Genomic DNA, 24,465 nt, shown 5'->3' with positions numbered 1-24,465 from the left:
GTCACGCCTCGATCGTCGGGCCCTCGCCGACCGGCTGAACGACCACGGGATAGTTCGGCGCGCCCTCCGGAACGGGGCAGAGGTAGGCCCGTGCGGCGATCTCCGCGGCCCGGGCGAAATCGGGTACGTCGACGATCCAGAAGCCGGCGAGTACCTCCTTGGCCTCGCCGTAGGGGCCGTCCGAGACCACCGGGGTCCCGTCCGCGTCCGCCGTCACGAGCTTGGCCTGCCGGGGCGAGGCCAGCCCCTCCGCGGCGACCAGCTCGCCCGCCTCGGCGATGTCGTTGTTCAGGGCCTCCATGTGGGCGAACATCGCCTTGAGGTCCGCCTCGGTCCAGGCCGGACCGTTCGCGCCGGCGGCGCCGCTCATGGCGGCGTAGTCGTCCTGGTTCCCGAGCACCATCAGCATGTACTTCATGGCGTGCCACTCCTTCTGCTCGTGGCCCCTCAGGGCCTCTCACACGAGACGTCGGAGCCCTCTGCCCGTTCTCGACACGTCCCGGAAGGCAACCGCGAGCTTCTTCATCATCCCCGGTCAGCCGGCGGCGGCGAGTTCGCCGCTCAGGGTCTCGTGCAGCCGTGCGCTGGGTCCGTTCAGTCCGGTGATCTCGACGCTCTTGCCGCGCAGCGCGTACCGGTGCTCGATGGCGTCCAGTGCGGCGACCGACGAGGCGTCCCAGACGTGTGCGGCGGACAGGTCGATGACGACCTTGTCGGGATCGCCGGCGTAGTCGAAGCGGCCCACGAGCTCGTTGGAGGAGGCGAAGAACAGCTCACCGGTGACGGCGTAGACGACCTGGCCGCCGTCGGGGTCGGTGACCGCCGTGACGTCGGCGAGCCTGGCGACACGCTTGGCGAAGATGACCATGGCGGTGACGGATCCCGCGACGACGCCGACGGCGAGGTTGTGGGTGGCGACGACGCAGGCCACGGTGACGGCCATCACGGTGATCTCGCCGGCCGGCAACCGCTTGAGCGTCTTCGGCGCTATCGAGTGCCAGTCGAAGGTCGCGAAGCAGACCATGATCATGACGGCGACCAGGGCGGCCATCGGGATGTCGGACACCACCGGCCCGAAGACGATGCAGAGCACCATCAGGAACACGCCCGCGAGGAACGTGGAGAGCCGGGTCCGGGCGCCGGACACCTTCACGTTGATCATGGTCTGGCCGATCATCGCGCAGCCGCCCATGCCGCCGAGGAAGCCGGTGACGATGTTCGCGATGCCCTGCCCGACGGACTCCCGGGTCTTCGACGAGGGGGTGTCGGTGATCTCGTCGACCAGCTTCGCCGTCATCAGGGACTCCATCAGCCCGACGAGGGCCATGGCGAAGGCGTACGGGGCGATGGTCGTCAGGGTGTCGAGGGTGAACGGCACGTCGGGCAGTCCGGGAACCGGCAGCGAGGACGGCAGCGCGCCCTTGTCGCCGACGGTCGGCACGGCGATGCTCGCGGCGACGGTGATCACCGTGAGGATCACGATCGAGACCAGCGGGGCCGGGACCGCGGTGGTGATCCTCGGGAACAGCACCATGAGCGCCAGACCGGCCGCGAGCAGCGGGTACACGGCCCACGGCACGTCCCGCAGCTCCTTCACCTGGGCCATGAAGACCAGGATGGCGAGTGAGTTGACGAAGCCGACCATCACCGAGCGCGGGATGAACCGCAGCAGCTTCCCCACCCCCAGCGCGCCGAGCACGATCTGGAACGCCCCGGCCAGGATGACCGCGGCCACCAGGTACCCGAAGCCGTGCTCGCGGTTCAGCGGTGCGATGACCAGGGCCACGGCCCCGGTGGCGGCGGAGATCATCGCGGGCCGGCCGCCGACGACGGCGATGGTCACGGCCATGGTGAAGGAGGCGAACAGGCCGATCGCCGGATCCACCCCTGCGATGATCGAGAACGAGATCGCCTCCGGGATCAGTGCCAGCGCGACCACCAGCCCGGCCAGTACCTCGGTGCGCAGCACCTTCGGCGACAGCCAGGACGGCCGGACGTCACGCAGCCGCGCGGACATGGAGACAGCGGAGTGAGGCAAAGGGAGCAGACCTGTCAGGCGGGCACACCGCCAACCGGCAGGCGGACGTACGGAGGGACGGAACGACCCTCCAAGGTACCGTGCGGCCTCACGGCGCCCGGCACGGACCGGGAGTTCGGCGAAGCCTGAGGGCGCGACGCAGGCCGACGGCTGTCAACGGGACACGGCGATGCCGAGGGAGTCGGCGGCCAGGGGCTTGGGGGCGCCCTTCTCGTAGAAGACGTCGAGCTCGGTGATGGTGAAGTGCAGGGTTCCGCCGGGCTTGAGGACGCGTCGCACCTCCCGCAGGGCGGCGCCGGCGTCCGGGATGGTGCAGAGCGTCCAGGTGGACAGGGCGGTGTCGAAACTCGCGTCCACAGGACTTCGCCTTCCAGCCCCTGACAGACCCGGCGCCGCAGGGCCTCGGCGTGGCACCGTGGCCGGGGCGGTGCGAGCCGTGCGCGGAGCGGTCAGACCAGCACCCCGGCGAAGAACATCGACCCCAAAAGGGCGTATTGGATCGAGCACATAGCCAGCAGTGGTACTTGAATCCATCGGGACATGTGCTTGACCAGTACGAGCCCGACGAACATCTGCGCATGGTTGCGATACCACGACATTTCCGCGCCGGCGAAGAACGGCACCGAGAAAATTGCCACCGTCAGGATCAAGGCGGCCCACTCCTCGGCGCCGAGCCGCCGCTTCCGGACGAGCCGAACCATGGCCGTCGCCACCACGAGCAGCAAGAAGGCCACATTCAGCCAGAGCTGGGTCCTGTGCGCGCTGAGGCTCTGCTCCACCAGCCACGGCAGACGGCCCTCGGGCCGGTACCAGTCGCTGAACGGGAAATCGTAGGCCCTCCTCATCTCGTCGAAGGGCCGGCGCAGGCCGCCTTGCTGGTAACTGGACTTCTGGAGGGCCTCGTACGCGTCCCAGCGGCCCGTCGCCTGCCACATCAGCCATTTGGCCCAGAGGACACCGCACCCGGCGACGGCTGCTGACGCCCCGGCCTTCACGAGACGTACGGGCCACGTGTCCCGCTGCCAGGCGAAGAACGCGCTCAACAGCAGCATGCCCACGGCAACCGCGCCGACCAGATGGCAAGAGGCCGCCACGAAACCGCCGGCGGCGGCAACGCCCCAGGAACCGCGCTTCACTCCGGCGATGCAGACGAGCAACGCCAGCGTTCCGGTGGCGATGGGGAACATCGCATGGAAGTAGATCCCGCCGGGGAAAACCACGCCGATGGCGAGGGTGAGGCCGGTGGCCCAGGTGAGCCGGGCGCCGAGCAGCCACCACAACACCGCGAACATGCCGAACAGGGATGCTTCAGCGACGACAACTGCGGATATCTCGTAGGAAAGACCGGTCGCTGAAACCGCCCGGACCGCCATGGGATATCCAGGAAACCAGGCGACATTTCCGCACATGACATCGGGAAAGTCCGCGTAACGATCCCGGCACCAAAACATTTCGTAGCCGGTCTTGGCGATCGAAAGATAGTGTTCGGAATCCCAGCGGCGGCGACCGCCCGTGGACCAATAGACCACTTCGGATCCGTCGCCGGCAGCGGAGGCCTTCGCGATCAGCCAGGTGATGAGGTTGGTCAGCAGCCATGCGACGAGTGGAGGCAGCAGACCGTGCAGCCCGTTGCGGCGCGACGGCCGGATCCGCGCGGACCGGGGGGAACCGGTCATCCCCAGCCCCGCGCCCGCGCCCGCGCCCCGCATCCGCGGACGGCGCTCAGCAGCGCTGCCGTCGATGCCATGCGGGTCGGTGGCTCCCACGTCCAGGTGCGGACGGAGGTGAAGCCGGCCGCCAGGGCCGTGTTCGAGAGGGTCGCGAGGTCGGTGGGGAGCCATTTCTCGTGGGCGGCGACGAGCACACGGCCGCCCGGGCGCAGCACACGGTGGAGTCCGCCCCCGGGACCGGGCCCGACGACCAGGACCGTCTCCTGTTCGGCGGGCGCGGCGAGGGCGACGACGTGCAGATCGGTCGCGGCGTTGCCATGGGCCATCAGCCGGCCGCCGAGACGGCCGAGCAGCCCGCTGGGCCGGCCGAACCCCCTGGTCAGGAGTCGCTGACTGATGCTCTCCACGCCGTCATGGAACCACGGGCACAGCCCGGTCACCTGCCGGCTGCCCGCCGGATCGCGTCGAGCGTGCGCGTCACGTCGTCGTCGGTCGTCGACCAGTTGCTCACCGAGATCCGCATGACGCGACGGCCGCGCCAGGTGGAGCCACTGATCCACGCCGTGCCGTCGTCGAGCAGCCGGGTGAGCACCTGCTCCGTGCGTTCGTCGTCGCCGAACTCGGCGCAGACCTGAGTGAACACCACGTCGTTGAGGACGGTCGCGCCGTCGATCCCGGCGATGCCGGCGGCGAAAGCGGAGGCGTGCCGGCACAGCCGATCCACGAGATCGGCCACACCCGCTCGGCCGAGGGACCTGAGAGCGGCCCACACGGTGAAGGCTCTGCCGCGCCGGGAGAGCTCGGGCACCTTGTCGACGGGGTCGCCCTGCTCGTCCTGGATGAGGTAGTCGCCGTGCAGGCCCATGGCCGCCCGGAGCGCGGACGGGTCGCGCACGATGGCGAGCCCGCAGTCGTAGGGGACGTTCAGGGTCTTGTGGGCGTCGGTCGCCCACGAGTCGGCGTACGTGCAGCCCGCGGTCAGGTGTGCGTACGTCGCAGACGCGGCCGCCCACAGTCCGAACGCACCGTCGACGTGCACCCATGCCTCCGCCTCGCGAGCGGCACGGATCGTCTCGACGAACGGGTCGAAGGCGCCGGAGTGGATGTCGCCGGCCTGGAGGATCACGATCGTCGGGCCCCGCCCGCCGCCCGCCAGGGTGCGCCGCAGCGCCTCGGGCTCGATGCGTCCCTGATCGTCCGCCTTCACCAGTTCCGGCCCGCCGAGTCCGAGATAGCGCAGCGCCAGGTCGACGGCCATGTGGCGGTCCTCGCCGGCGATGACGCGTACAGGCGGCCCACCTGCGAGTCCGTCGCGGGCGACGTTCCAGCCGGTGCGGCGCAGCACCGCGTCGCGCCCGGCGGCGAGACAGGTGAAGTTCGCCATCGTGGCACCCGTGGTGAAGCCGACGGCGCTGTCGCCCGGCAGGCCCAGCAGGTCGAGCAACCACGTGCCGGCAACGTCCTCCACCGCCGCGTACGCGGGCGAGGCGGCGCGCATCACGCAGTTCTGGTCCCAGGCGCTGACCAGCCAGTCTGTAGCCAGCGCGGCCGGTTCGGTGCCACCGACCACGAACCCGTAGAAACGGCCACTGGGGAACGCGGTCAGCCCCGGCTCGCAGGCCGTGGCCAGGAGGTCGACGACGTCGGTGGGCGTGCTCGCTCCCTCGGGCAGCTCGGCACCGAGCGCCCGCACGATCTCGCCGACCGAAGCGCGGGCGGGGACCCGGCGGTCGGGCAGGCTCGCCAGCCAGCGGGCGGCATGGCCGTACGCCCGTTGGAGCGCCCTCTCGCGCGCGTCCATACCTCGGACTATGGGACCGCCGCCGCTGCCCCGCAAGCCGCGCCCCGCCGGCGCACCCGTACGTCGCCGATCGGTACGGCCTGACCCGAGGCGTGTCACCGGGCTGCACGGGTGGACGGGCCGACGGCGGGTAGGCGAGCGGGTGGAGGTCGTGCCATGCCCCACTCGGACTGGCTGCTGGAGCCCGGAGAACGCGGAAACGCCGCCACCCGGCTGGAGAAGCGCCGGGCGGACGGGGCCGCCTGCTCGGAGGGCAACGACGCGCGGCCGCTGGTCCACGGAGCGGCGTACTTCGCCGAGCTCCTCGAGCGGATCCGGGGGATGCGGGCGGGCGATCTGCTCCTGTTCACCGACTGGCGCGGCGATCCCGACGAGCGGCTGGCCGGAGCCGGCACGGAGATCGCGGCCGTTCTCGGCGGGGCGGCGGAGCGCGGTGTCATCGTCAAGGGACTGCTGTGGCGCTCCCACCTCGACGGCTTCCGGTTCAGCGAGGAGGAGAACCTCTCCCTCGGCGAAGACGTCGAAGCGGCGGGCGGCGAATGCCTGCTCGACCTGCGCGTGCGGCCCGGCGGCTCGCACCACCAGAAGATGGTGGTGTTGCGCCACCCCGGCCGCCCGGAGCGCGATGTCGCGTACGTCGGCGGGATCGACCTGTGCCACAACCGCAACGACGGTGCCCGCCACGCGGGCGACCGCCAGTCGCTGCCCATGGCACCGGCCTACGGTCCGCACCCCCCGTGGCACGACGTCCAGCTCGCGGTGAGCGGGCCGGCCGTCGGCGACGTCGAAGCCGTCTTCCGCGAGCGCTGGGAGGATCCGGCGCCGCTCAGCCGCAGCCCCCTGATCCGTCTGCGCGAGCTGTGGGACCGGGAGGACACCGGCGCCGACGGGCTGCCGCCGCAGGGCGCCGACCCTCCGCCGTGCGGTACGCACGCGGTGCAGGTGCTGCGCACCTACCCGAACCGACTGCTGAGCGGGTACCCCTTCGCCCCCGACGGCGAGCGCAGCATCGCCCGCGGCTATCTGAAGGCGCTGCGGCGGGCCCGGGCGCTGATCTACCTGGAGGACCAGTACCTGTGGTCCCCGCGCGTGGTGGACTGCTTCGCCCGGGCGTTGCGCGCACACCCGCGGCTGCTGCTGATCGCCGTCATCCCCTCCGTTCCGGAACAGGACGGCCGGCTCAGCAGACCCGTGAACCTGATCGGCCGCATCACCGCCCTGGAGGAGCTGCGCCGCGCGGGCGGGGACCGGGTCGCGGTGTACGGCCTGGAGAACCACGCCGGAACCCCGGTATACGTGCATGCCAAGGTGTGCGTGATCGACGACGTATGGGCCGGGGTCGGGTCCGACAACGTCAACCTGCGTTCGTGGACCCACGACTCCGAGCTGAGCTGCGCCGTCCTCGACCTGAGCCGTGATCCGCGGCCGCCGCACGATCCGGGCGGACTGGGTGACGGTGCCCGGCGTTTCGCGCGGGAGCTGCGCCTCGAGCTCATGCGCGAACACCTCGACGCGCAGGCCGGGGCGGAGCCGGGGCTGTGCGATCCGGAGACCGCATTCGACGCGTTCAGCGAGGCCGCCGCGGCACTCGACGCCTGGCACGCGGGCGGCCGTCGTGGACCGCGCCCTGCGGGCAGACTCCGCCGCTATGCCCCGCCGGACCTGCCGACCGTCCAACGCCTCCTCGCAGCGCCACTGCACCGCGCCCTGATCGACCCGGACGGACGCCCCCTCAGGATGCGCTTGCGCAACAGCTTCTGACGGGGGAGAGGCGGAGGAAGGGCTTCAGGCCGACCGCCCGTCGCGGCGCAGCTTGGCGGGCGTGGTGCCGTACCAGCGTTGGACCGCCCGCCGCAGGGCGCGGGCGTCGGCGTAGCCGCTTCGGGCGGCGATCGCGTCGATGCCGACGTCGGTGTCGTGGAGCAGCCGCGTGATGTGGGCCCGCCGTACGGCCTCGAGCTCGTTGCTCCAGGTGGTGCCGTGTTCGTCGAGGCGGCGCTGGAGGGTTCTCGTACTGACGGTCAAGCGGCGTGCCACTGCGGGCAGTGTCGGAGTGGTGGTCTCTTCGTGGACGGAGGCCAGGGCGGTGCGGAAGAGGTCCAGCCAGTCGTGCAGCGGGATCGCGCCGGCGAGCGTCTGCTCGGCGTGTCTTCGCAGCACGGTCGACAGGCCCGGCTGGGCGTGTGGCGTCGGTGCGCTCAAGTCGGAGGCGAGGAAGGTGATCGAGCTGACCGGCGCCTCGAACTCGATGGCGCGGGTACCGTACAGCCCGGTCAGCGCCTCGTGCCGGCGGGGTGCTTCGGCGGCCAGGGTGACGCGGAGGGGAACGAGACGGCGCTGTGCGGCTTCGCTCAGACGACGTCGGTACAGACCGAGCGCGTAGGCGCGGATGGCGCAGGCCGCCTCGTACGTCAGATCGGCCTCGTTGACGTGGCTGATGGTGATCTGCTCGCCGTCCTCGGCGATCCGGAGGTTGTCCGTGCCGGTGTCGGCAACGGTGGCGAAGTACGCCGAGGCGTCCCGGATCCCCTCGAGCGGAGTGGGCGCGGAGGTGATCAGGTAGTCCCAGACCCCGAGGGCGCCGATGCCCGACTGCTCCGCCAGTACCAGGGACAACTCGGTCCAGTAAGCGTGGACGGTCGTCAGTTCCGCGATGCGGATGCTCGTGGCCGAGGGGGTCCGGCACAGGTCGTCGTCGAGGTGCTCGGGCGCCAGACCCAGCAGGTGCGCGTATCCGTCCCGGGGTATGCCGAGCCGACGAGCTGCGTTGACGCTCAGACGGGTGAGGGCCGAGGAGGTCGTGCCCTGGTGCGCATGCAAGATCACAGCGGACGAGCATAGACCAGCAGGAATGACCAGGTCATCGTCGCGACTCGGCGCCTGATGTCCCCATCACGGCGTGCAGAGTCCCCTGTTGGCGCGCACGGTCCCCTGGCTGGCGTGCGCTGCCCTGTGCCGAGCAGGGTTCGCGGCCATAGCGTGGTGATCGTTCTCAGAGGGACCGGTCGACGTGACGCGGGACCGCCCCGCTGGGCGCACTGCCCCGTACGGGGGTCGGGTCAGTGCGCCATGGCGTCGATCTGCTCGTCCATCACCGCGGTGGAGGTGAGGGCGCGTGAACCGGGGCCGTACGACGGAGGCCGCGGCCGGGGCGTGGGCTGCGTCGCCGGTCGACGCCGGCCCCGGCCCCCGCGGACGGTGACACCCCTGCCGTCAGGCGCGAGAACGTATCGCTCCTTCAACAGGTACAGCGTCACACCGAACTTGGAGTCAGCCGTCTGAGCGGAACAGTGAACCGTCCACATGGTTCGTCACGTTGTGTACGTACCGGCCGCTGCGCACACGGAGTGTGAGCGGAGGGCGTGTCTTCCCGGCCGGCCGCCCGGGACGAGATCACCGCATTCCCGGCCGAGCGGCTCGGGCGGAAATGAATCGCCCGGGCAGCCGGTTGTCCGGGACGTGCCTCATGATCTCGAGCGGTCCGACCGGATCCACCCCCTGCTGGCCCACCGCTTCAGCCCCTACAAGTTCGACCCGTCGGGCCTCGTCGAGGACCACGCCCTCGAGCTGCTCCTGGAAGCCGCGAGGTGGTCGCCCTCCGCCGGGAACTCCCAACCGTGGGGGTTCCTTCCCGTCAGGCCGGGCGAGCCGGACCACGAGCGGGTGCTGCGCCACCTCGCACCCAGCTCCGCCCGGTGGGCGGGAGACGCCGGCCTGCTCGTCGTTGCGCTCACCCGCCGGCATGTCGACGACTCCCGGACCGTCTACTCCGAGTTCGCCGACTACGACCTCGGGCAGGCCGTCGCCCACCTGAGCATCCAGGCCCAGGCCATGGGACTGGCATCCCACCAGTTCCGGGCCATCGACCTCGAAGCCCTCACCGGGGAGCTCCGGCCGAACCCCGGCTGGTCGATCGTTTCCATGATCGCGGTGGGTCAGGCGGCCGACGAACCCCCGGTGGTGCGGGAGCGGCGCAGCACCGCCGACCTCCGCGCTGCGCCCTGGCAGCCCGTATGCGATGTCTAGTGCTGTGGCCGGGAAGGTTTGCCGGGTCGCGGTGTCCGGTGCGGTGCGTCGCAAGGCGGAGGAGCACGTCTCGTACTGGACGTACTTGCGTGGTCCGACAACGCGGCGAGGTGCCGTGCCGGGCGCCGTGACCCGGTGAACCTTTCCGGTCGCAGCACTAGAAGGCCGAGTGGGTGAACCAGTGGGCGAGCAGGTCCGCGTCGCCGAGCAGGTGGAAGGCCTCGCTCCGGTGGTCCAGGCGGCCGTAGAGGAGCAGGAGCAGGTCCGCAGCCGATCCCTCCACGGTGGCGTCCGCCGCACGGTGCTCGGCGCGGTCGGCCACGAGCGCGAAGCCGTCGGGGCGCAAGCCGACCAGCCAGTCGCCGTCGCCGTCCGTGCAGCTGAAGCGAACGGCACGGTCAGGGGCGCGCAGCCGGCCGGTCAGCGGCGCGAAAGAGGATGCGAACGGCAGGTTGGTGAGGAACTCGTCGACGCCGTCGACCGCCAGTACGCGGTCGACGTGCGGGGTGATGCCGAGTGCGAGCTCCGCGTCGGCCCGGTGGACGAGGGTCTCGAAGAGCATGCGCCGGACCCAGAACCGGGCGTGCTGGTCGACTCCCCAGGCCCACATCGGTGCGTCCAGGTCGGTGGCGGCGAACACCTCGGCGGCCTCGGCAGCGCTCGCGGCCAGCCATTCCGGGAGCCCCTCCGGGTCCTGCGGCAGGCGCAGGTCCACGTCACGGCTGGTCGGCGGCTGCTGGCTGCGCCGGCGAAGCAGCTCGGTGAACCAGCGGTGCACGCTGCCGACGTGCTGCGTGAGGTCGGCGAGAGTCCAGCCGGGACAGGTCGGCACCGGGGTGGAGAGGTCGGCCGCCTTGACCGTGGCGACGAATCGGGCGGTCTCGGCTGCGACGGCCGCTCCGTGCTGGGCGGGGTTCATGTCTGTACCTTTCCTCTGATGGTGCTGCCCGGGTGGGAGGATGCTTAAGGTTATCGATGATTGATGACCTCAAGTGTAAGCAGCCTGCACCGACCGGAGGGACGAGGGATCGATGACGCTGAAAGAGGGCCAGCGGGTGAAGCTGGCCGCGGACACCCGGCTGACCGATTGGGTTGCGATGACGGGGGAGCCCGCGACGTCGCCGGGAGCCGTCGCCGGGTCCGTATATCTGGCCGCAGGCACCGAGGGCACCGTCGAGCGGGTGGTCGAACACCAGCATCAGAGTCACGAGGCTCGTGAGTACGAGCGCCTCAAGTCGCTCCTCGACACCTTCGGCCACGAGATGCCCACGGGAAGCAGGAGGCAGCTCGAAGAGCAGGTCGGTTTCCTGGAACCCGCGTGGATCGCGTACGAGGAGCAGAAGCACCGCGTGACCGTCCGCGTCCGCCTCGACCTCGGGTTCATCCTCGACGACACCCGCGAAGACGTCTTCACGCCCGCCTGACCGTCCCGCCGCACCCCACCGCCGTGGGCGTCCCGTCCACACGACCCGTGTCGGTGCCGGAGCAGGTGTGAGAGGCTCGCGGGGTGAGTGATGTCAGGTGCACGTACTGCGGGGCCGTCGGCCTAGAACCGGGATTCGTCGAGGACTCCGGCGAAGGGTCACGAGGCTACGCCCGTTGGATCGCAGGGCCGTTGGAGCGCGGTCTGTTCGGCGGCGCGAAGCGGATGGGGCGGCCGCGCCGCCAGATCGATGCCTATCGCTGCCCGAAGTGCGGCCACCTGGAGCTGTTCGCCACCCAGCCCCTCTGATGGCCGACCCCACGTCGTGACCTGAGGGCCGGTCAGGCCGTGCGGTCGCCGAGAGCCCGCACGGCGGCGACCATCCGGTCCCAGAACAGGCCGGTTTCCAGGGTGAGCGCGACCTGCGCGTTCACCGGACGGTCCATGTACCGGTGCAGATCCACGACGGTGGCGCCGCGGGTGTACCGGCCCTGCAGCTCGACGACCACGTTCGCATCCACGCAGTGCACGATGCCCGGGTCGATGACCCGGGCGACCGCGACCGGATCGTGCAACGGCGGGTCCTGGAACCCCCACAGCGTGCGGTAGGTGGACGCGAAGAAGGTCAGCAGCTCGGTGCAGACACGCCCCAGTTCGGTGCCCAGGCGCTCGAAGCGGGCGACGATCTCGGGCGTGGCGAGCGCTTGGTGCGTGACGTTCAGACCGCACATGGTGAGCGGAACACCGCTGCGGAAGACGATGTCCGCGGCTTCCGGGTCCGCTTGGATGTTGAACTCGGCGGCCGGGGTCCGGTTGCCCCGCTCCGTCGAGCCGCCCATGAGGACGATCTCCCGGATGCGGGACGCGACATCGGGATGGCGGGTCAGCAGCAGGGCGATGTTGGTCAACGGCGCCGTGGGGACGAGGGTGACCGGCTCCGGGTGTCGGGTCAGGATCCGGTAGATGAGGTCCACCGCGTGCTCGGCGACCACGTCCACGGTGGGTTCGGGGAATCGTGGCCCGTCGAGGCCGGACACACCGTGCACGTCGTCCGCCACCTTCAGCGCCTGGACCAGCGGCCGGGCGCAGCCGGCGGCGATGGGCACATCGGTGATGCCCGCGACGGTGCAGACCCGGCGCGCGTTGAGCGTGGTTTTCGCGAGCGTCTGGTTGCCCGCGACCGTGGTGATGGCCAGGAGGTCGACCGCGGGGTCACCCGCCGCAAGCATGATCGCCAGGGCGTCGTCGTGTCCGGGGTCGCAGTCGATGATGATCGGTACGGGCACACGCTCTCCTGCCGGGCGGCGCTGACCCGGCCCATTGTGCCGCTCCGGCACCCCCGTGGCGAGGAGGCTTTCGGATCGGCGGCGGGAAATTCCCCACCGGCGCAGCCGGCCGGCCCGCTCCCCCCGTGCCGTCGCCATGAGCAGAATTCGCCGCGGGGCGTCGGTGGTGCATGATCGGGGGATGTCTGATCGCATCATTGCCGCCTGCGACGGCGCGGCCAAGGGGAACCCCGGACCGGCCGGCTGGGCGTGGGTCGTCGCCGACACACAGGGCCGGCCGGAGCGCTGGGAGGCCGGCCCCCTGGGCCGGGCCACGAACAACGTGGGTGAGCTCACCGCCCTTCAGCGACTGCTGGAGTCGCTGGCCCCCGGGACCGCCGTCGAGGTCCGCATGGACTCCCAGTACGCCATGAAGGCGGTGACCCAATGGCTCCCGGCCTGGAAGCGCAACGGGTGGAAGACCGCGGCCGGCAAACCCGTGGCCAACCGGGAGCTCGTCGAGCAGATCGACGCGCTGCTGGCCGAGCGGGACGTGGAATTCCGCTACGTGCCGGCCCACCGCGAGGACGGCGACCACTTGAACGCGATCGCCGACCAGGCCGCCAGTGACGCCGCGGTCACCCAGCAGGCGGCCGGCACGGCACTCGGCAGCGCGTCGATTCCCGTACCCGCGCCCGCCCGCGCGTCCGCGTCGCGTTCAAAGCCCGCAGCCGGAGGCGGAGCCAAGAGGCCCACCCGCGGCCGAGGCGCCATCAAGGCGAAGTTCCCCGGCAGCTGCCCCTGCGGGACGTCGTACGCGGTCGGCGACATGATCACCAAGCTCGACAACCGCTGGGGGCACCAGGGCTGCGGCAGCGCCGAGGAAGCGTAAAAACTTACCCAAAACGCGCGCCCGCGTGTGCTAGGCGTGTGGTCGCGGCGTGTCTGTACTGCAGGAATGCAAAGGCGAGACGGCGAGTGCGCCGAGCCGTCGGCGAGCCGTTCGGGAGTGTCCATATCCCTCAGAGGTGGACATAGCGCTCGTTTCGCCCTCCGTGACGGAAGTCATTGCCATTGCTTGGCGCGAGCGAGTTTGCACATAGTTGCCGACGCTACGTCCCTGTCGATCGTCTCCGGAGCTGCTCCGGTACGGCAGGCAGGGAGATGCGTCGATCAACGAGTGAAACGGACTTGGCATGGCTCTCCCGCGCGCCCTTCCCGGCCCCTCGACTGCCGCCGGCCCCGCCGCGGGGCGGCGCAGATGAAGACCGCGCCCCAGCGGCTGCGCGCCGGCCTGGCCGGCGGGGCGGCCGCCGTCACCCTGCTGTGGGCCGTGCAGGTGCATCCGTCTGCCCGGCCCGACGAGCTCATCGGGGCGGCCGCGCACCTCACCGGGCTCCTCGCGGGCTACGGGATCCTCGCCATGCTCTTCCTGATGGCACGCGTGCCGGCGGTCGAGCACGGGGTGGGCGCCGACCGCCTCGCCCGCTGGCACGCCTTCGGCGGCCGGTGGGTTCTGCTCCTGTGCGGCGCCCACGGGCTGTTCGCCCTCGTCGTGTACGCCCTGCGCACCGGTACCGACCTGCTGACCGCCACCGGGGCCCTGGTCCGGTACCCGGCCGTCACCGCCGCGTTCGCGGGAGCTGCCGTATTGGCAGGTGTAGGCCTGTGCTCCGCCCGGGCCGTACGCCGCCGGGTCTCGCACGAGGCATGGCGCGGAATCCACCTCCTCACCTACCTCGCCGCCGCGCTCGGCTCCGTCCACCAGCTCGCCGGCCCCGACGTCGCCGTCAACGCCCTCACCACCTGGTTCTGGGCCCTGCTGCACACCGCCGTCGGCGTCCTGCTCGCCTGGTACCGCGGGATCGTCCCGGTCCGCCAGGCCCTGCGGCACGGGCTGCGCGTAGCCACCGTCGACCGGGAAGGTCCCGGCGTGGTCTCCGTCAGCATCCAGGGAGGCCGGCTCCGTGAACTCCGCGCGGAGCCGGGTCAGTTCTTCCGCTGGCGGTTCCTGACCGGTGGCCTGTGGCACACCGCCCTGCCGTTCTCGCTCTCCGCGCCCGCCCGCGACGACCGCCTCCGCATCACCGTGAAGGCGCTCGGCGGGCACTCGCGGCGCGTGCGCGGACTCCGGCCCGGCACCCGGGTACTTGCGACCGGCCCGTTCGGTGCCCTCACCGAGCGGCGGCGCACCCGCCCCAAGGTGCTGCTGATCGCGGGCGGCATCGGGATCACCCCGATGCGCGCCCTCTTCGAGTCCCTGCCCGCGGGCCCCGGCGACCTGACCCTGCTCTACCGGGCGGGAGACGCCGACCAGCTGGTCCTTCGTGATGAGCTGGAGGCCATCGCCGCTGACCGCCAGGCCGCGCTGCACTACCTGGTGGGACGCTCCGACGCCGCGTACGACCCGCTCGCCCCCCAGGCCCTGCGTGCGCTCGTACCCGACCTGTCCGACCGTGACGTCTACCTCTGCGGACCGCCCGGCATGGCGGATGCGACCACTGCGGCACTGATCAGGGCGGGCGTCCCCTCGGCGCGCATCCACACGGAGTGCTTCACCTACTGAACCTGCTGAGCCGACCGCATCCACGCAGCCCACTGGACCCGCTGGACCCACTGGACCCACCGGCCCTACCGAGGACCCCGATCTGCGATGAACAGGTACCCCGCACCACAGGAGCCCCTCCGCCCACGCGATGCCGCCCCGCCCCCGCGGGCCCGCCGCGCGAGCGCCCGGCACCGGAGGCGCTCGCGCTCGGGGTGGCTCGTCGCCGGGCTCACCCTGGCCAGCATGCTGACCGCGACGGTCGTCACGGCGACCGTCGACCCGGCCGCGCCGGCCCCGGCCCCGGCTTCGGCCCCGGCCCCGGTGTCGGACGGACCGTCGAACCTGCGGGTCGAGCCCTGACCGACTGCTCGGTCACCGGCACTCAGGGGCTCCCGTCGAGCTCCGCCACGATCGACGCGGGTGTGTGTCCGCTGCCGTCCGACAACCGGTGGAAATCGACGGAGACGTAGTTCGGGTTGCGGCCCCCCGCCGCGGGCCGGCACTGCTCGGCGATGCGGCTGCGCAGCTTGGCGCCGTTGTCCAGAGCCGCCGTGAGCACGGTGGGCACGTTGCGGTGGTGGCTCATCGTGAACAGCCGCCGGAATCCCGGCTCCTGGCGGTCCAGCGGCACATCGGGCCAGCGGGTGACGCATGCAACGTCGTTGCCCATGTCCCCGAGGCTCCAGTAGTTGCTCACCGTCCAGGACTTGTCGTACATGACGCCCAGGTGCTCGCGGTCGGACCGGTCGGAGAAGATCAGCAGGCGCTTGCCGGCGGTGACGAGGTCGGCCACCTTCGGCCATCCGTGCTGCCGTACGCCCCAGTCGTCGGGCCGGAACAGCAGTTCGGGCAGCCCCCTGACCCGGCCGAGGGACTGCCCCAGCTGGTCGGCGCCCACGTAGTCCTCGAGGAAGACGGTCACGACCTCCTGCGGATGGGAGGCGAGGAAGTCCACCACGGTCTGCATCGTGCCCTGGAACGACTGCCGCGGCAGGGCGTACGTGGCTCCGGCGAAGGTCTTGCAGTCGCCGTGGCACAGGTAGACGTCGCTGGGGTAGCAGTCGCTGCCGAAGCTGATGACGCACAGCCAGGTGCTGTGCTCGTACCAGTGCGTGTCCAGGCTCAGGCCGCGGACGCCGTTGTCGAGCTGGGCGCGCACCGACTCGGCCTGGTTCACCGAACTCCAGCGGGCGTCGTCGTAGTTGGTGAAGGCGTTGTGGGTGCTCAGGAAGGTGGCTTCGTCCAGGCGGCGGTCGCCCCAGCGGGCGGCCGCGGCCGCGGCCGCGCGCGTCCCGGGGGAGACCGAGACGGCGGAGGAGGCCCCGGCCGGGGCCGAGGCGGACGCTGCGGTCGCGGCGCCCAGGAGGGCCAGCAGGAGGAGGCAGACGAAGGTGCGCCGGCCGGTTCTCCTCAGGAGCCGGGAGGGGGCGGTCCGCGGGCCGGGCGCCGGTGCGGTGCGACGGCGCCCACGGGACCCTATTCGGAGCGTGTCCATGTCAACCATGCGCAGGAGGGTAGCGCGCGGGCCGTCGATCCGCTGCCCCGCGGACGTCCACGGCTCCACCCGGCTGCCTGACACGCGGGTGATTCACCCCAAGAGCTCGCCAAGATACATTCTCGATACATTCAACCGGCGGCAGGCGATCCGTGTCGCAGTCGTTCACGGGTGCAATCTGTGCACGACGCACCCACGGTCAGCCGCATCCCGCAGAGGGCCGGCTGCGCCCGCCTCACGGAAGGGGCCACCACGTGAAACGCGGCAGGGCCAGGGCTACGACAGAACGCGCGGCGGACGCCGTCTCCGACCGGTTGCTGCAGGCGGGGCGCATGCTCAGGAGAGCGCCCGAGACGCCGGACGGCCGGACGGTGTTCCGGGCCGACCAGGGGGTCAACGACACGCCGTACCGCGAGCGCTGGGCGCACGACAAGGTGGTGCGCTCCACGCACGGCGTGAACTGCACCGGCTCCTGCTCGTGGCAGGTGTACGTCAAGGACGGCCTGATCACGTGGGAGACGCAGGCGACCGACTACCCGTCGACGGGCCCCGACCGGCCGGAGTACGAACCGCGCGGTTGCCCCCGCGGAGCCTCGTTCTCCTGGTACACGTACTCGCCCACCCGCGTGCGTTACCCGCACGCCCGGGGCGTCCTCGTGGAGATGTACCGCGAGGCCAGAGCGCGCCTCGGCGGAGACCCGGTGGCGGCCTGGGCGGAGATCACCACGGACCCCGACAAGCGGCGCCGCTACCAGGCGGCCCGCGGCAAGGGCGGCCTCGTCCGCATCGGCTGGCAGGAAGCCCTGGAGATCGCCGCCGCTGCGCATGTGCACACACTGGCCGCGCACGGCCCCGACCGGATCGCCGGTTTCTCACCGATCCCCGCGATGTCGATGGCCTCGCACGCGGTCGGGGCCCGCTTCCACGCGCTGATCGGCGCTCCGATGCTGTCGTTCTACGACTGGTACGCGGACCTGCCGATCGCGTCGCCGCAGGTCTTCGGCGACCAGACCGACGTACCGGAATCCGGGGACTGGTGGGACGCCGCCTACCTGATGCTGTGGGGTTCCAACGTTCCCGTCACCCGGACGCCCGACGCCCACTGGATGGCCGAGGCCCGCTACCGCGGGCAGAAGGTCGTGGTCGTCTCACCCGACTACGCGGACGCCACCAAATTCGCCGACGAGTGGCTCCACCCGCACCCGGGCACCGACGGCGCCATGGCGATGGCCATGGGCCACGTGATCCTCAAGGAGTGCTTCGTCGAGCGGCAGGTGCCCTATTTCACCGACTACGTGAAACGATTCACCGACCTGCCGTTCCTGATCGAGCTGGAGGAACGGGAGCCGGGCCGGCACGTCCCGGGCCGCTTCGTCACGGCCGCGGACCTGCGCCACGCCCACGAGGCACCGGACGAGGCCACCCGCCGCTGGATGCCGGTCCTGCTGGACTCCGTCACCGGCGGCCCGGTGGTCCCCAACGGGACGCTGGGCGACCGCTGGTCCAAGTTCAGCGAAGGCCGCTGGAACCTCGACCTGGGCGACATCGAGCCGCTCCTCAGCCTCTACGAAGGCGCGGACGGGCTCAGTGCCCGGGTCGTCCTGCCCCGCTTCGACGAGCAGGGCGCGACGCTGGAGCGCAGCGTTCCCGTACAGCGCCTCGGCGACCGCCTGGTGACGACCGTCTTCGACCTGATGCTCGCCCAGTACGGCGTGGGCCGCGGCGGCCTCGACGGGCAGTGGCCGGCCTCGTACGAGGACGCCGCCGTCCCGTGCACGCCGGCCTGGCAGGAGGCCATCACCTCCGTGCCCGCCGGCGCGGTGGTGCGCGCGGCGCGCGAGTTCGCCCGGACGGCCGAGCAGACCCGCGGCCGCTGCATGATCGTGATGGGTGCCGGCACGAACCACTGGTTCCACTCCGACACGATCTACCGCTCCTTCCTCTCCCTGCTGTTGCTCACGGGCTGCCAGGGCGTCAACGGGGGCGGCTGGGCCCACTACGTGGGCCAGGAGAAGGTGCGGCCGTACGCCGGCTGGCAGCAGCTGGCCACCGCCTCCGACTGGGTGCGGCCCTCCCGGCAGATGGCGGGCACACCGTACTGGTACCTGCACACCGACCAGTGGCGTTACGAGGGGTACGCGGCCGAGACGCTGACCTCGCCCACGGCGCGCGGCACCTTCGCCGGCGCGCACACGGCGGACCTGGTGGCCCGCTCGGTGCGGCAGGGCTGGATGCCGTCGTACCCCACCTTCTCGGTCAACCCGCTTGAGCTGGGCCGGCAGGCCCACGCCTCCTGGAGGGAACCGGCCGCCTGGGTGGAGCAGCAGCTGGAGGCCGGCCGCCTCGCCTTCGCCTGCGAGGACCCCGACGATCCGGTGAACTGGCCGCGCGTGCTGACGGTGTGGCGGGCCAACCTCATCGGCTCCTCGGCGAAGGGCAACGAATACTTCCTGCGGCACCTGCTGGGCGCGGACGACAACGCCTCGGCCGCGCAGGCTCCGCAGGAGCACCGGCCGCGGGAAGTGGCCTGGCGGGAGGAGGCGCCGCAGGGGAAGCTGGACCTGCTCCTCGCGCTCGACTTCCGCATGACCTCCACCACCCTGTTCGCCGACCTCGTCCTGCCCGCGGCGACCTGGTACGAGAAGCACGACCTGTCCAGTACGGACATGCACCCGTTCGTGCACGCCTTCTCGCCGGCGATCGACCCGCCCTGGCAGGCCCGTACGGACTTCGAGATCTTCCACGGCCTCGCGGCCAAGGTCGCCGAACTGGCGCACGGGCGCCTGGAGGACGCCTGGGACCTGGTCGCCACGGCCCTGCAGCACGACACCCCAGGCGAGGCTCCGCCAGAGGGACCCACCCAACCCCAGTACACGCTGGTCAAACGGGACTACACCGCCCTCGCCGACCAGCTCGCGGCCTTCGGACCGGTGGCCGACGAGCACGGCATGCAGGTCCGCGGCATCACGGTGCACACGACCCCGGAGTCCCACTGGCTCGCCGAACGCTGCGGCACGGCCCGGGAAGGAGCGGCACGGGGCCGCCCGCTGCTCGACACGGACGTCAAGCTGTGCGAGGCGATCCTGGCCCTGTCGGGCACGACGAACGGCCGCGTCGCCGCCGAGGGGTTCCGGCAGCTCGGCGTGCGCTGCGGACCGGGGAGCGGCCTGGAGGAGCTGGCCGCCTCGCTGGCCGAGCGGCGCATCGTGTTCTCCGACACCCAGGCCCGCCCGGTGCAGGTCGGCGCCAGCTTCGAATGGTCCGGCAAGGAGGGGCCGGACCGGCGCTACGCGCCCTTCACCATCAACACCGAGCACCGCAAGCCGTGGCACACACTGACCGGCCGCCAGCACTTCTACCTCGATCACGAGTGGATCGCCGAGTACGGCGAACAACTTCCCGTCTACCGGCCGCCCCTGGATCTCGCGGCCCTGGGGGACCGGCCCCGCCAGGAACCGGGGGACGGCGGACGATCGGTGACGGTGCGGTACCTGACCCCGCACTCGAAGTGGTCCATCCACTCCGAGTACCAGGAGAACCTCCTCATGCAGACCCTGGCCCGGGGAGGACCCGTCATCTGGCTCAGCATCGAGGACGCCGCGGCCATCGACGTCGCGGACAACGACTGGATCGAGGCCGTCAACGCCAACGGCGTGGTCGTCGCCCGAGCCGTCGTCTCCCACCGCATGCCGCCCGGCACGGTGTTCATGTACCACGTACAGGAACGCATGGTGAACGTGCCCACCTCCGAGACCACGGGGCGGCGCGGCGGCGTCCACAACGCCCTGACCCGCCTGCTGATCAAGCCCACCCACCTGATCGGCGGACACGCCCAGCTCTGCTTCGCCCCCAACTACTACGGCCCCACCGGCAACCAGCGTGACGCCGTCACCGTCATCCGCCGCCGCTCCCAGGAGGTCACGTACTGATGCCCCGAAGCGAAGCGACCATCGGACGCGTGATGGCACAGGTCGCCATGGTGATGAACCTCGACAAGTGCATCGGCTGCCACACCTGCTCGGTCACCTGCAAGCAGACCTGGACCAACCGGTCGGGCAGCGAGTACGCCTGGTTCAACAACGTCGAGACCCGCCCCGGACAGGGCTACCCCCGCTCCTACGAGGACCAGGACAAGTGGCAGGGCGGCTGGCAGCTCAAGCGGGGCCGCCTGGTGCCGCGCAGCGGCGGTCGGGCCCGCCGCCTCGCCACCCTCTTCGCCAACCCCCGCCTTCCCTCCCTGGCCGACTACTACGAGCCGTGGACGTACGACTACGAGAACCTGATCAACGCGCCGCTCGGCGACGACGTTCCCACCGCCGCGCCCCGCTCCTTGATCGACGGCCGTCCCACCGCGGTGACCTGGGGCCCCAACTGGGACGACGATCTGGGCGGCGGCCCGGAACACCTGGCCGGCGACCCCGTACTCAAGAAGATGAACGAGCGGGTCCGCCTGGAGTACGAGCAGGCGTTCATGTTCTACCTGCCACGCATCTGCGAGCACTGCCTGAACCCGTCGTGCGTGGCCGTGTGCCCGTCGGGCGCGCTGTACAAGCGGATCGAGGACGGCATCGTCCTCGTCGACCAGGACCGCTGCCGGGGCTGGCGCATGTGCGTGACCGGATGCCCGTACAAGAAGATCTACTTCAACCACCGCACCGGCAAGGCCGAGAAGTGCACCCTGTGCTACCCGCGCATCGAAGCCGGGCAGCCCACCGTGTGCTCCGAGACCTGCGTCGGCCGCCTGCGCTATCTCGGAGTCATCCTCTACGACGCCGACAAGGTCGGCGCCGCCGCCGCCACGCCGGACGAGAAGGACCTGTACGAGGCCCAGCTCGACTGCTTCCTCGACCCCGACGACCCGGACGTGCAGCACGCCGCGGAAGAGGCGGGGATTCCGCACGACTGGATCACCGCCGCCCGGCGCTCACCCGTACGCGCCCTGATCAGCGAGTACAAGGTGGCGCTGCCGCTGCACCCGGAGTACCGCACCATGCCGATGGTCTGGTACGTCCCGCCGCTGTCGCCCATCGTCGAGTCCCTGACGGCCACCGGGCACGACGGCGAGGACCCGGCGAAACTCTTCGCCGCGATCGACTCCATGCGGATCCCCATCGGGTACCTGGCGGAGCTGTTCACGGCCGGCGACCCGGCCCCGGTGGAGGCTGCGCTGTGCCGCCTGGCCGCCATGCGGGCCCACATGCGCCGGATCAACCTCGGCGAGGAACAGGACCCGGCCATCGCCGGCTCGGTCGGCATGGACGCCGACGCCATCGAGGCCATGTACCGGCTGCTGGCCGTGGCCAAGTACGAGGACCGCTACGTCATCCCCACCGGGTACACCGCCGAGCACTCCGAACACGCCGACCCCGGTACCGGATGCAGCCTCGACGGCGAGGGAGGCCCCGGGATGTACACGGCCGACACCTTCCACGCCCCGCTCGCCGGCCCCGATCCCGAGCCCGGACCACTGAGCGGCCGCGTGAACCTCCTCAACTGGAACGGCCGGGGCGCCCCGGCCGGACTCTTCCCCCGCAGGGAGCAGGCATGAGCCACACCGCCGCCCTCCACCAGGCGGCCTCGCTGCTGCTGTCGCATCCCGACGAGGACTGGCCGCAGCGCCTCGGCCTCGTCCGCAGCTGCCTCGGCGACCTCGGCGGGGAAGAGGCCGCGCTGTTGCTGCGTTTTTGCACCGCGGTCGCCGACGTACCGCAACTGGAGCTGTCCGCCCGCTACGTGACCACCTTCGACCGCAGCCGCCGCCGCACCCTGCACCTCACGTACTACACGGACGGCGACACCCGCCGCCGCGGAGAGGCCCTGCTGCGCTGGCAGCAGCTGTACCGCGATCACGGCTGGCAGCCGCCCGCGGACGAACTGCCCGACTTCCTCCCGCTGGCCCTGGAGTTCGCCGCCCGCTGCCCCCACGCCGGCCGTCCGGCGCTGCAGGAACACCGCGCCGCCCTCGAACTGCTCCGCATGGCCCTGGCCGATCACAAGACTCCCTACGCCGACGTCCTGGGCGCCGTCTGCCTCACGTTGCCGGGCTCCTCACCGGCCGACCGCGCAGCCGCCCTGCAGCTGGCCCGCAGCGGCCCGCCCACCGAAACCGTCGGCCTGCTGCCCTTTCCCGTGCTGCGCCCGCAGGCAGCCCCAGCCGAGGAGACCCGACGATGAACCACGTGCACATCGCCCTGTGGGGCGTGCTGCCCTACCTCGTCGCCGTCGTGCTCGTCGCCGGAACTGCCTGGCGCTACCACTACGACCGCTTCGGGTTCACCACCCGCTCCAGCCAGCTCCACGAGCACCGGCTGCTGAGCATCGGTGCCCCCCTCTTCCACTACGGACTGCTCTTCGTGATCGGCGGGCACGTCGTGGGACTGCTCGTCCCCGAATCGCTCACCGAACGCCTGCACATCCGCGAGGCGGTCTACCACGCCAACGCCGTGTTCGTCGGGGGAGCCGCCGGCCTGGCCACCCTCACCGGCCTGGCGATCCTGGTGTACCGGCGCGTCAAGGTGCCCGCGGTACGCATCGCCACGAGCACCGGCGACCGCGCCGTCTACCCCGTCCTGGCCGCCGTCCTGCTGGCCGGCCTCGCCGCCACCGCCACCACGCTCGTCCCGCACCCCTACGACTACCGCCTGGGCGTGTCCGTCTGGTTCCGCTCCCTCCTCGCCCTCGAACCCGACGTCCCCGCGATGGCCGAGGCCCCCCTGCCGTACCAGCTCCACGCGTTGCTCGCCATGACCCTGTTCGCGCTGTGGCCGTTCAGCCGACTCGTCCACGCCTTCACCGCACCACTCGGCTACCTGACCCGCCCGTACATCGTCTACCGCTCCCGAGGGACGACCCGGCCGCCCAGCGCTCAACGGGGGCAATAGCCTCTGGTGACGGCGCCGGGCCGACTGCTACAATGATCACGTTGGCCTTCGGCGCCGCACCCGACGGGTGTGTGTCCGGAGGCTTTTTTCATGCCTTCAGACCTTTCCGCGTCCACCGCCCCTCCCACCACCGGCTACCTCGCTCTCCTCCGCAACAGAGAGTTCGCGGGTCTGTACGCCGGCTTCACCCTGACCGTAGCCGCGAACACGTTGTCGGGCTTCGCGCTCGGCACGCTGGTCCATCAGCGCACCGGATCGCCGTTCCTGACCGCCGTGAGCATGTACGGCGCCACGTTCGCGACGGTGCTCGGCGCCCTGACGCTCATGTCGGTCGCCGACGGGAGCCGGCCGCGCCGGACCCTCGTCATGCTCCAGTGCGCCGCGCTGGTGGGCGTTGCCGCGCAGGCGCTGCCAGGGCTGCCGCTGGCCGCCCGGTTCGGTCTCCTCCTGGTGCTCGGGTTCTTCCAGTCCCTGGGAACCGGAACGCGGATGGGACTGCTCGCCGAAGTGGTGCCGACCTCCACCTATGCGCTGGCACGTTCCCTGATGAACATCACCTCCGGAGGCATGGCCGTCCTCGGCTACGCCGTCGGGGCCGTACTGCTGCGCCACCTCAGCCCGCAGGGGGTCTTCGTCATCGCCGCCGTCCTGACCGCACTCGGCCTGGGCGCCGTGGCCACGACCGTCAGGGAACGCTCGATCCGGCTGACCCGCCGACCCGGACTGCGCCAGACCTGGACGACGAACACCACGCTCTTCTCCGACACGGGCCGGCGCGTACTCCTGCTGAACCTGTGGGTCCCGAACGGCCTGATCGTCGGCTGCGAGGCCCTGTTCATCTCCTACGCGCCGGATCACGCGGGTGCGTTCCTGGCCGCCGGATCAGCCGGCATGCTCCTCGGGGACCTGGCTGTCGGGCGACTGCTCGGCGCCGACCGGCGAAACCGCTACGCCTTCGCCCTCAGACTGCTGCTGGCGGCTCCGTACCTGCTGTTCGCCGTCCACCCGCCCGTGCCGGTGCTGATGGCCGCGGTGTTCGCCTCCGGCGCCGGGTTCGCCGCCACGCTGCCGCTCCAGGAGCAACTCCTCGCCCTGACCCCGGACCCGGTCCGCGGCCAGGTCCAGGGCGTCGAGTCCGCCGGCCGGATGACGTGGCAGGGCATCGGAGCCGCGATCGCCGGCGGCCTCGCCCAGCACCTCACACCGGGTACCGCGATCGCTGCTCTGGCCGCGGTCTCCGTTGCGGTCACCGTCTCCTCCCGCCCCCGCCTGGCCCGCGCCCGCGCCGGCCGCGTCGACGGGGCAGGCACGTGAGCCC

At 71.3% G+C, this 24,465-nt stretch carries 21 protein-coding genes; 11 read left to right on the top strand and 10 right to left on the bottom strand.

What is annotated here, in order from left to right:
* Nucleotide 1: 1 nt before the first annotated feature.
* The 6 genes from ACZ49B_RS31380 to ACZ49B_RS31355 all read right to left on the bottom strand — a co-directional run bounded on the left by ACZ49B_RS31380 (nt 2) and on the right by ACZ49B_RS31355 (nt 5,509).
* Nucleotides 2-418 (bottom strand): YciI family protein, encoded by a 417-nt coding sequence (locus ACZ49B_RS31380; RefSeq protein WP_468312402.1) that lies wholly within the window; start codon nt 416-418, stop codon nt 2-4.
* A 117-nt stretch (nt 419-535) separates the two neighbouring features.
* Complete coding sequence (locus tag ACZ49B_RS31375) at nt 536-2,017, bottom strand: SulP family inorganic anion transporter (RefSeq protein ID WP_468312399.1); 1,482 nt, start codon at nt 2,015-2,017, stop codon at nt 536-538.
* Nucleotides 2,018-2,191: 174 nt separating this feature from the next.
* Nucleotides 2,192-2,395, bottom strand: a complete 204-nt coding sequence (locus ACZ49B_RS31370; RefSeq protein ID WP_468312396.1) for a class I SAM-dependent methyltransferase — start codon at nt 2,393-2,395, stop codon at nt 2,192-2,194.
* Nucleotides 2,396-2,487: 92 nt separating this feature from the next.
* On the bottom strand, nt 2,488-3,804 hold the full coding sequence (locus ACZ49B_RS31365) for a hypothetical protein (RefSeq protein ID WP_468312393.1): 1,317 nt from the start codon (nt 3,802-3,804) through the stop codon (nt 2,488-2,490).
* Nucleotides 3,711-4,115: a hypothetical protein gene (locus tag ACZ49B_RS31360; RefSeq protein WP_468312391.1), complete on the bottom strand. Its 405-nt coding sequence runs from the start codon at nt 4,113-4,115 to the stop codon at nt 3,711-3,713. Before ACZ49B_RS31360 ends, ACZ49B_RS31365 begins: the two co-directional genes overlap by 94 nt.
* A gap of 29 nt (nt 4,116-4,144) precedes the next feature.
* On the bottom strand, nt 4,145-5,509 hold the full coding sequence (locus tag ACZ49B_RS31355) for a pyridoxal phosphate-dependent decarboxylase family protein (RefSeq protein ID WP_468312388.1): 1,365 nt from the start codon (nt 5,507-5,509) through the stop codon (nt 4,145-4,147).
* A 156-nt stretch (nt 5,510-5,665) separates the two neighbouring features.
* Between ACZ49B_RS31355 and ACZ49B_RS31350 the strand changes: the two genes are divergently transcribed.
* Nucleotides 5,666-7,270, top strand: coding sequence for a phospholipase D family protein (locus ACZ49B_RS31350; RefSeq protein WP_468312385.1), 1,605 nt, complete (start codon nt 5,666-5,668; stop codon nt 7,268-7,270).
* A gap of 24 nt (nt 7,271-7,294) precedes the next feature.
* On the opposite strand, the gene ACZ49B_RS31345 is transcribed toward ACZ49B_RS31350, so the two are convergent.
* Nucleotides 7,295-8,335, bottom strand: coding sequence for a helix-turn-helix domain-containing protein (locus tag ACZ49B_RS31345; RefSeq protein ID WP_468312382.1), 1,041 nt, complete (start codon nt 8,333-8,335; stop codon nt 7,295-7,297).
* Nucleotides 8,336-8,968: 633 nt separating this feature from the next.
* Here ACZ49B_RS31345 and ACZ49B_RS31340 point away from each other — a divergent pair.
* Entirely contained in the window at nt 8,969-9,535 is a 567-nt protein-coding gene (locus ACZ49B_RS31340) for a nitroreductase family protein (protein WP_468312380.1), read from the top strand.
* 157 nt (nt 9,536-9,692) lie between these two features.
* Here the strand turns inward: ACZ49B_RS31340 and ACZ49B_RS31335 are convergent, their stop codons facing one another.
* Entirely contained in the window at nt 9,693-10,454 is a 762-nt protein-coding gene (locus ACZ49B_RS31335; RefSeq protein ID WP_468312377.1) for a maleylpyruvate isomerase family mycothiol-dependent enzyme, read from the bottom strand.
* A gap of 112 nt (nt 10,455-10,566) precedes the next feature.
* On the opposite strand from ACZ49B_RS31335, the gene ACZ49B_RS31330 reads away from it, so the two are divergent.
* Nucleotides 10,567-10,959 carry a hypothetical protein gene (locus ACZ49B_RS31330; protein ID WP_468312376.1) on the top strand — a complete coding sequence of 131 codons (393 nt, stop codon included), beginning with the start codon at nt 10,567-10,569 and terminating at the stop codon, nt 10,957-10,959.
* A gap of 83 nt (nt 10,960-11,042) precedes the next feature.
* The gene (locus ACZ49B_RS31325; RefSeq protein ID WP_468312374.1) at nt 11,043-11,267 is read left to right on the top strand and encodes a hypothetical protein; all 225 of its coding nucleotides are present in this window, start codon (nt 11,043-11,045) and stop codon (nt 11,265-11,267) included.
* A gap of 32 nt (nt 11,268-11,299) precedes the next feature.
* Here ACZ49B_RS31325 and ACZ49B_RS31320 read toward each other — a convergent pair whose 3' ends face one another.
* Nucleotides 11,300-12,244: a nucleoside hydrolase gene (locus tag ACZ49B_RS31320; protein ID WP_468312371.1), complete on the bottom strand. Its 945-nt coding sequence runs from the start codon at nt 12,242-12,244 to the stop codon at nt 11,300-11,302.
* A 181-nt stretch (nt 12,245-12,425) separates the two neighbouring features.
* On the opposite strand from ACZ49B_RS31320, the gene ACZ49B_RS31315 reads away from it, so the two are divergent.
* Both ACZ49B_RS31315 and ACZ49B_RS31310 read left to right on the top strand, forming a co-directional pair.
* Nucleotides 12,426-13,115 carry a ribonuclease H family protein gene (locus ACZ49B_RS31315; protein ID WP_468312369.1) on the top strand — a complete coding sequence of 230 codons (690 nt, stop codon included), beginning with the start codon at nt 12,426-12,428 and terminating at the stop codon, nt 13,113-13,115.
* A 369-nt stretch (nt 13,116-13,484) separates the two neighbouring features.
* Nucleotides 13,485-14,789 carry a ferredoxin reductase family protein gene (locus ACZ49B_RS31310; protein WP_468312366.1) on the top strand — a complete coding sequence of 435 codons (1,305 nt, stop codon included), beginning with the start codon at nt 13,485-13,487 and terminating at the stop codon, nt 14,787-14,789.
* Between the two features lie 364 nt (nt 14,790-15,153).
* On the opposite strand, the gene ACZ49B_RS31305 is transcribed toward ACZ49B_RS31310, so the two are convergent.
* Nucleotides 15,154-16,275: a PI-PLC domain-containing protein gene (locus ACZ49B_RS31305; protein WP_468312365.1), complete on the bottom strand. Its 1,122-nt coding sequence runs from the start codon at nt 16,273-16,275 to the stop codon at nt 15,154-15,156.
* Between the two features lie 323 nt (nt 16,276-16,598).
* On the opposite strand from ACZ49B_RS31305, the gene ACZ49B_RS31300 reads away from it, so the two are divergent.
* The 5 genes from ACZ49B_RS31300 to ACZ49B_RS31280 all read left to right on the top strand — a co-directional run bounded on the left by ACZ49B_RS31300 (nt 16,599) and on the right by ACZ49B_RS31280 (nt 24,461).
* The gene (locus ACZ49B_RS31300) at nt 16,599-20,195 is read left to right on the top strand and encodes a nitrate reductase subunit alpha (protein WP_468312362.1); all 3,597 of its coding nucleotides are present in this window, start codon (nt 16,599-16,601) and stop codon (nt 20,193-20,195) included.
* Nucleotides 20,195-21,814, top strand: a complete 1,620-nt coding sequence (gene narH, locus ACZ49B_RS31295) for a nitrate reductase subunit beta (RefSeq protein WP_468312359.1) — start codon at nt 20,195-20,197, stop codon at nt 21,812-21,814. The genes ACZ49B_RS31300 and narH overlap by 1 nt, the downstream gene beginning before the upstream one ends.
* Nucleotides 21,811-22,440 carry a nitrate reductase molybdenum cofactor assembly chaperone gene (gene narJ, locus ACZ49B_RS31290; protein WP_468312356.1) on the top strand — a complete coding sequence of 210 codons (630 nt, stop codon included), beginning with the start codon at nt 21,811-21,813 and terminating at the stop codon, nt 22,438-22,440. The genes narH and narJ overlap by 4 nt, the downstream gene beginning before the upstream one ends.
* Nucleotides 22,437-23,147 carry a respiratory nitrate reductase subunit gamma gene (narI, locus tag ACZ49B_RS31285; protein ID WP_468312353.1) on the top strand — a complete coding sequence of 237 codons (711 nt, stop codon included), beginning with the start codon at nt 22,437-22,439 and terminating at the stop codon, nt 23,145-23,147. Before narJ ends, narI begins: the two co-directional genes overlap by 4 nt.
* Before the next feature lie 90 nt (nt 23,148-23,237).
* A complete protein-coding gene (locus ACZ49B_RS31280; protein WP_468312350.1) occupies nt 23,238-24,461 on the top strand; it encodes an MFS transporter in 1,224 nt (407 codons plus the stop codon).
* Nucleotides 24,462-24,465 lie beyond the last annotated feature (4 nt).

This window comes from Streptomyces sp. NPDC031132 (assembly GCF_055570595.1).
The sequence above is the reverse complement of the archived record's forward strand: the minus strand, read 5'-3'. Positions and strand labels throughout refer to the sequence as shown.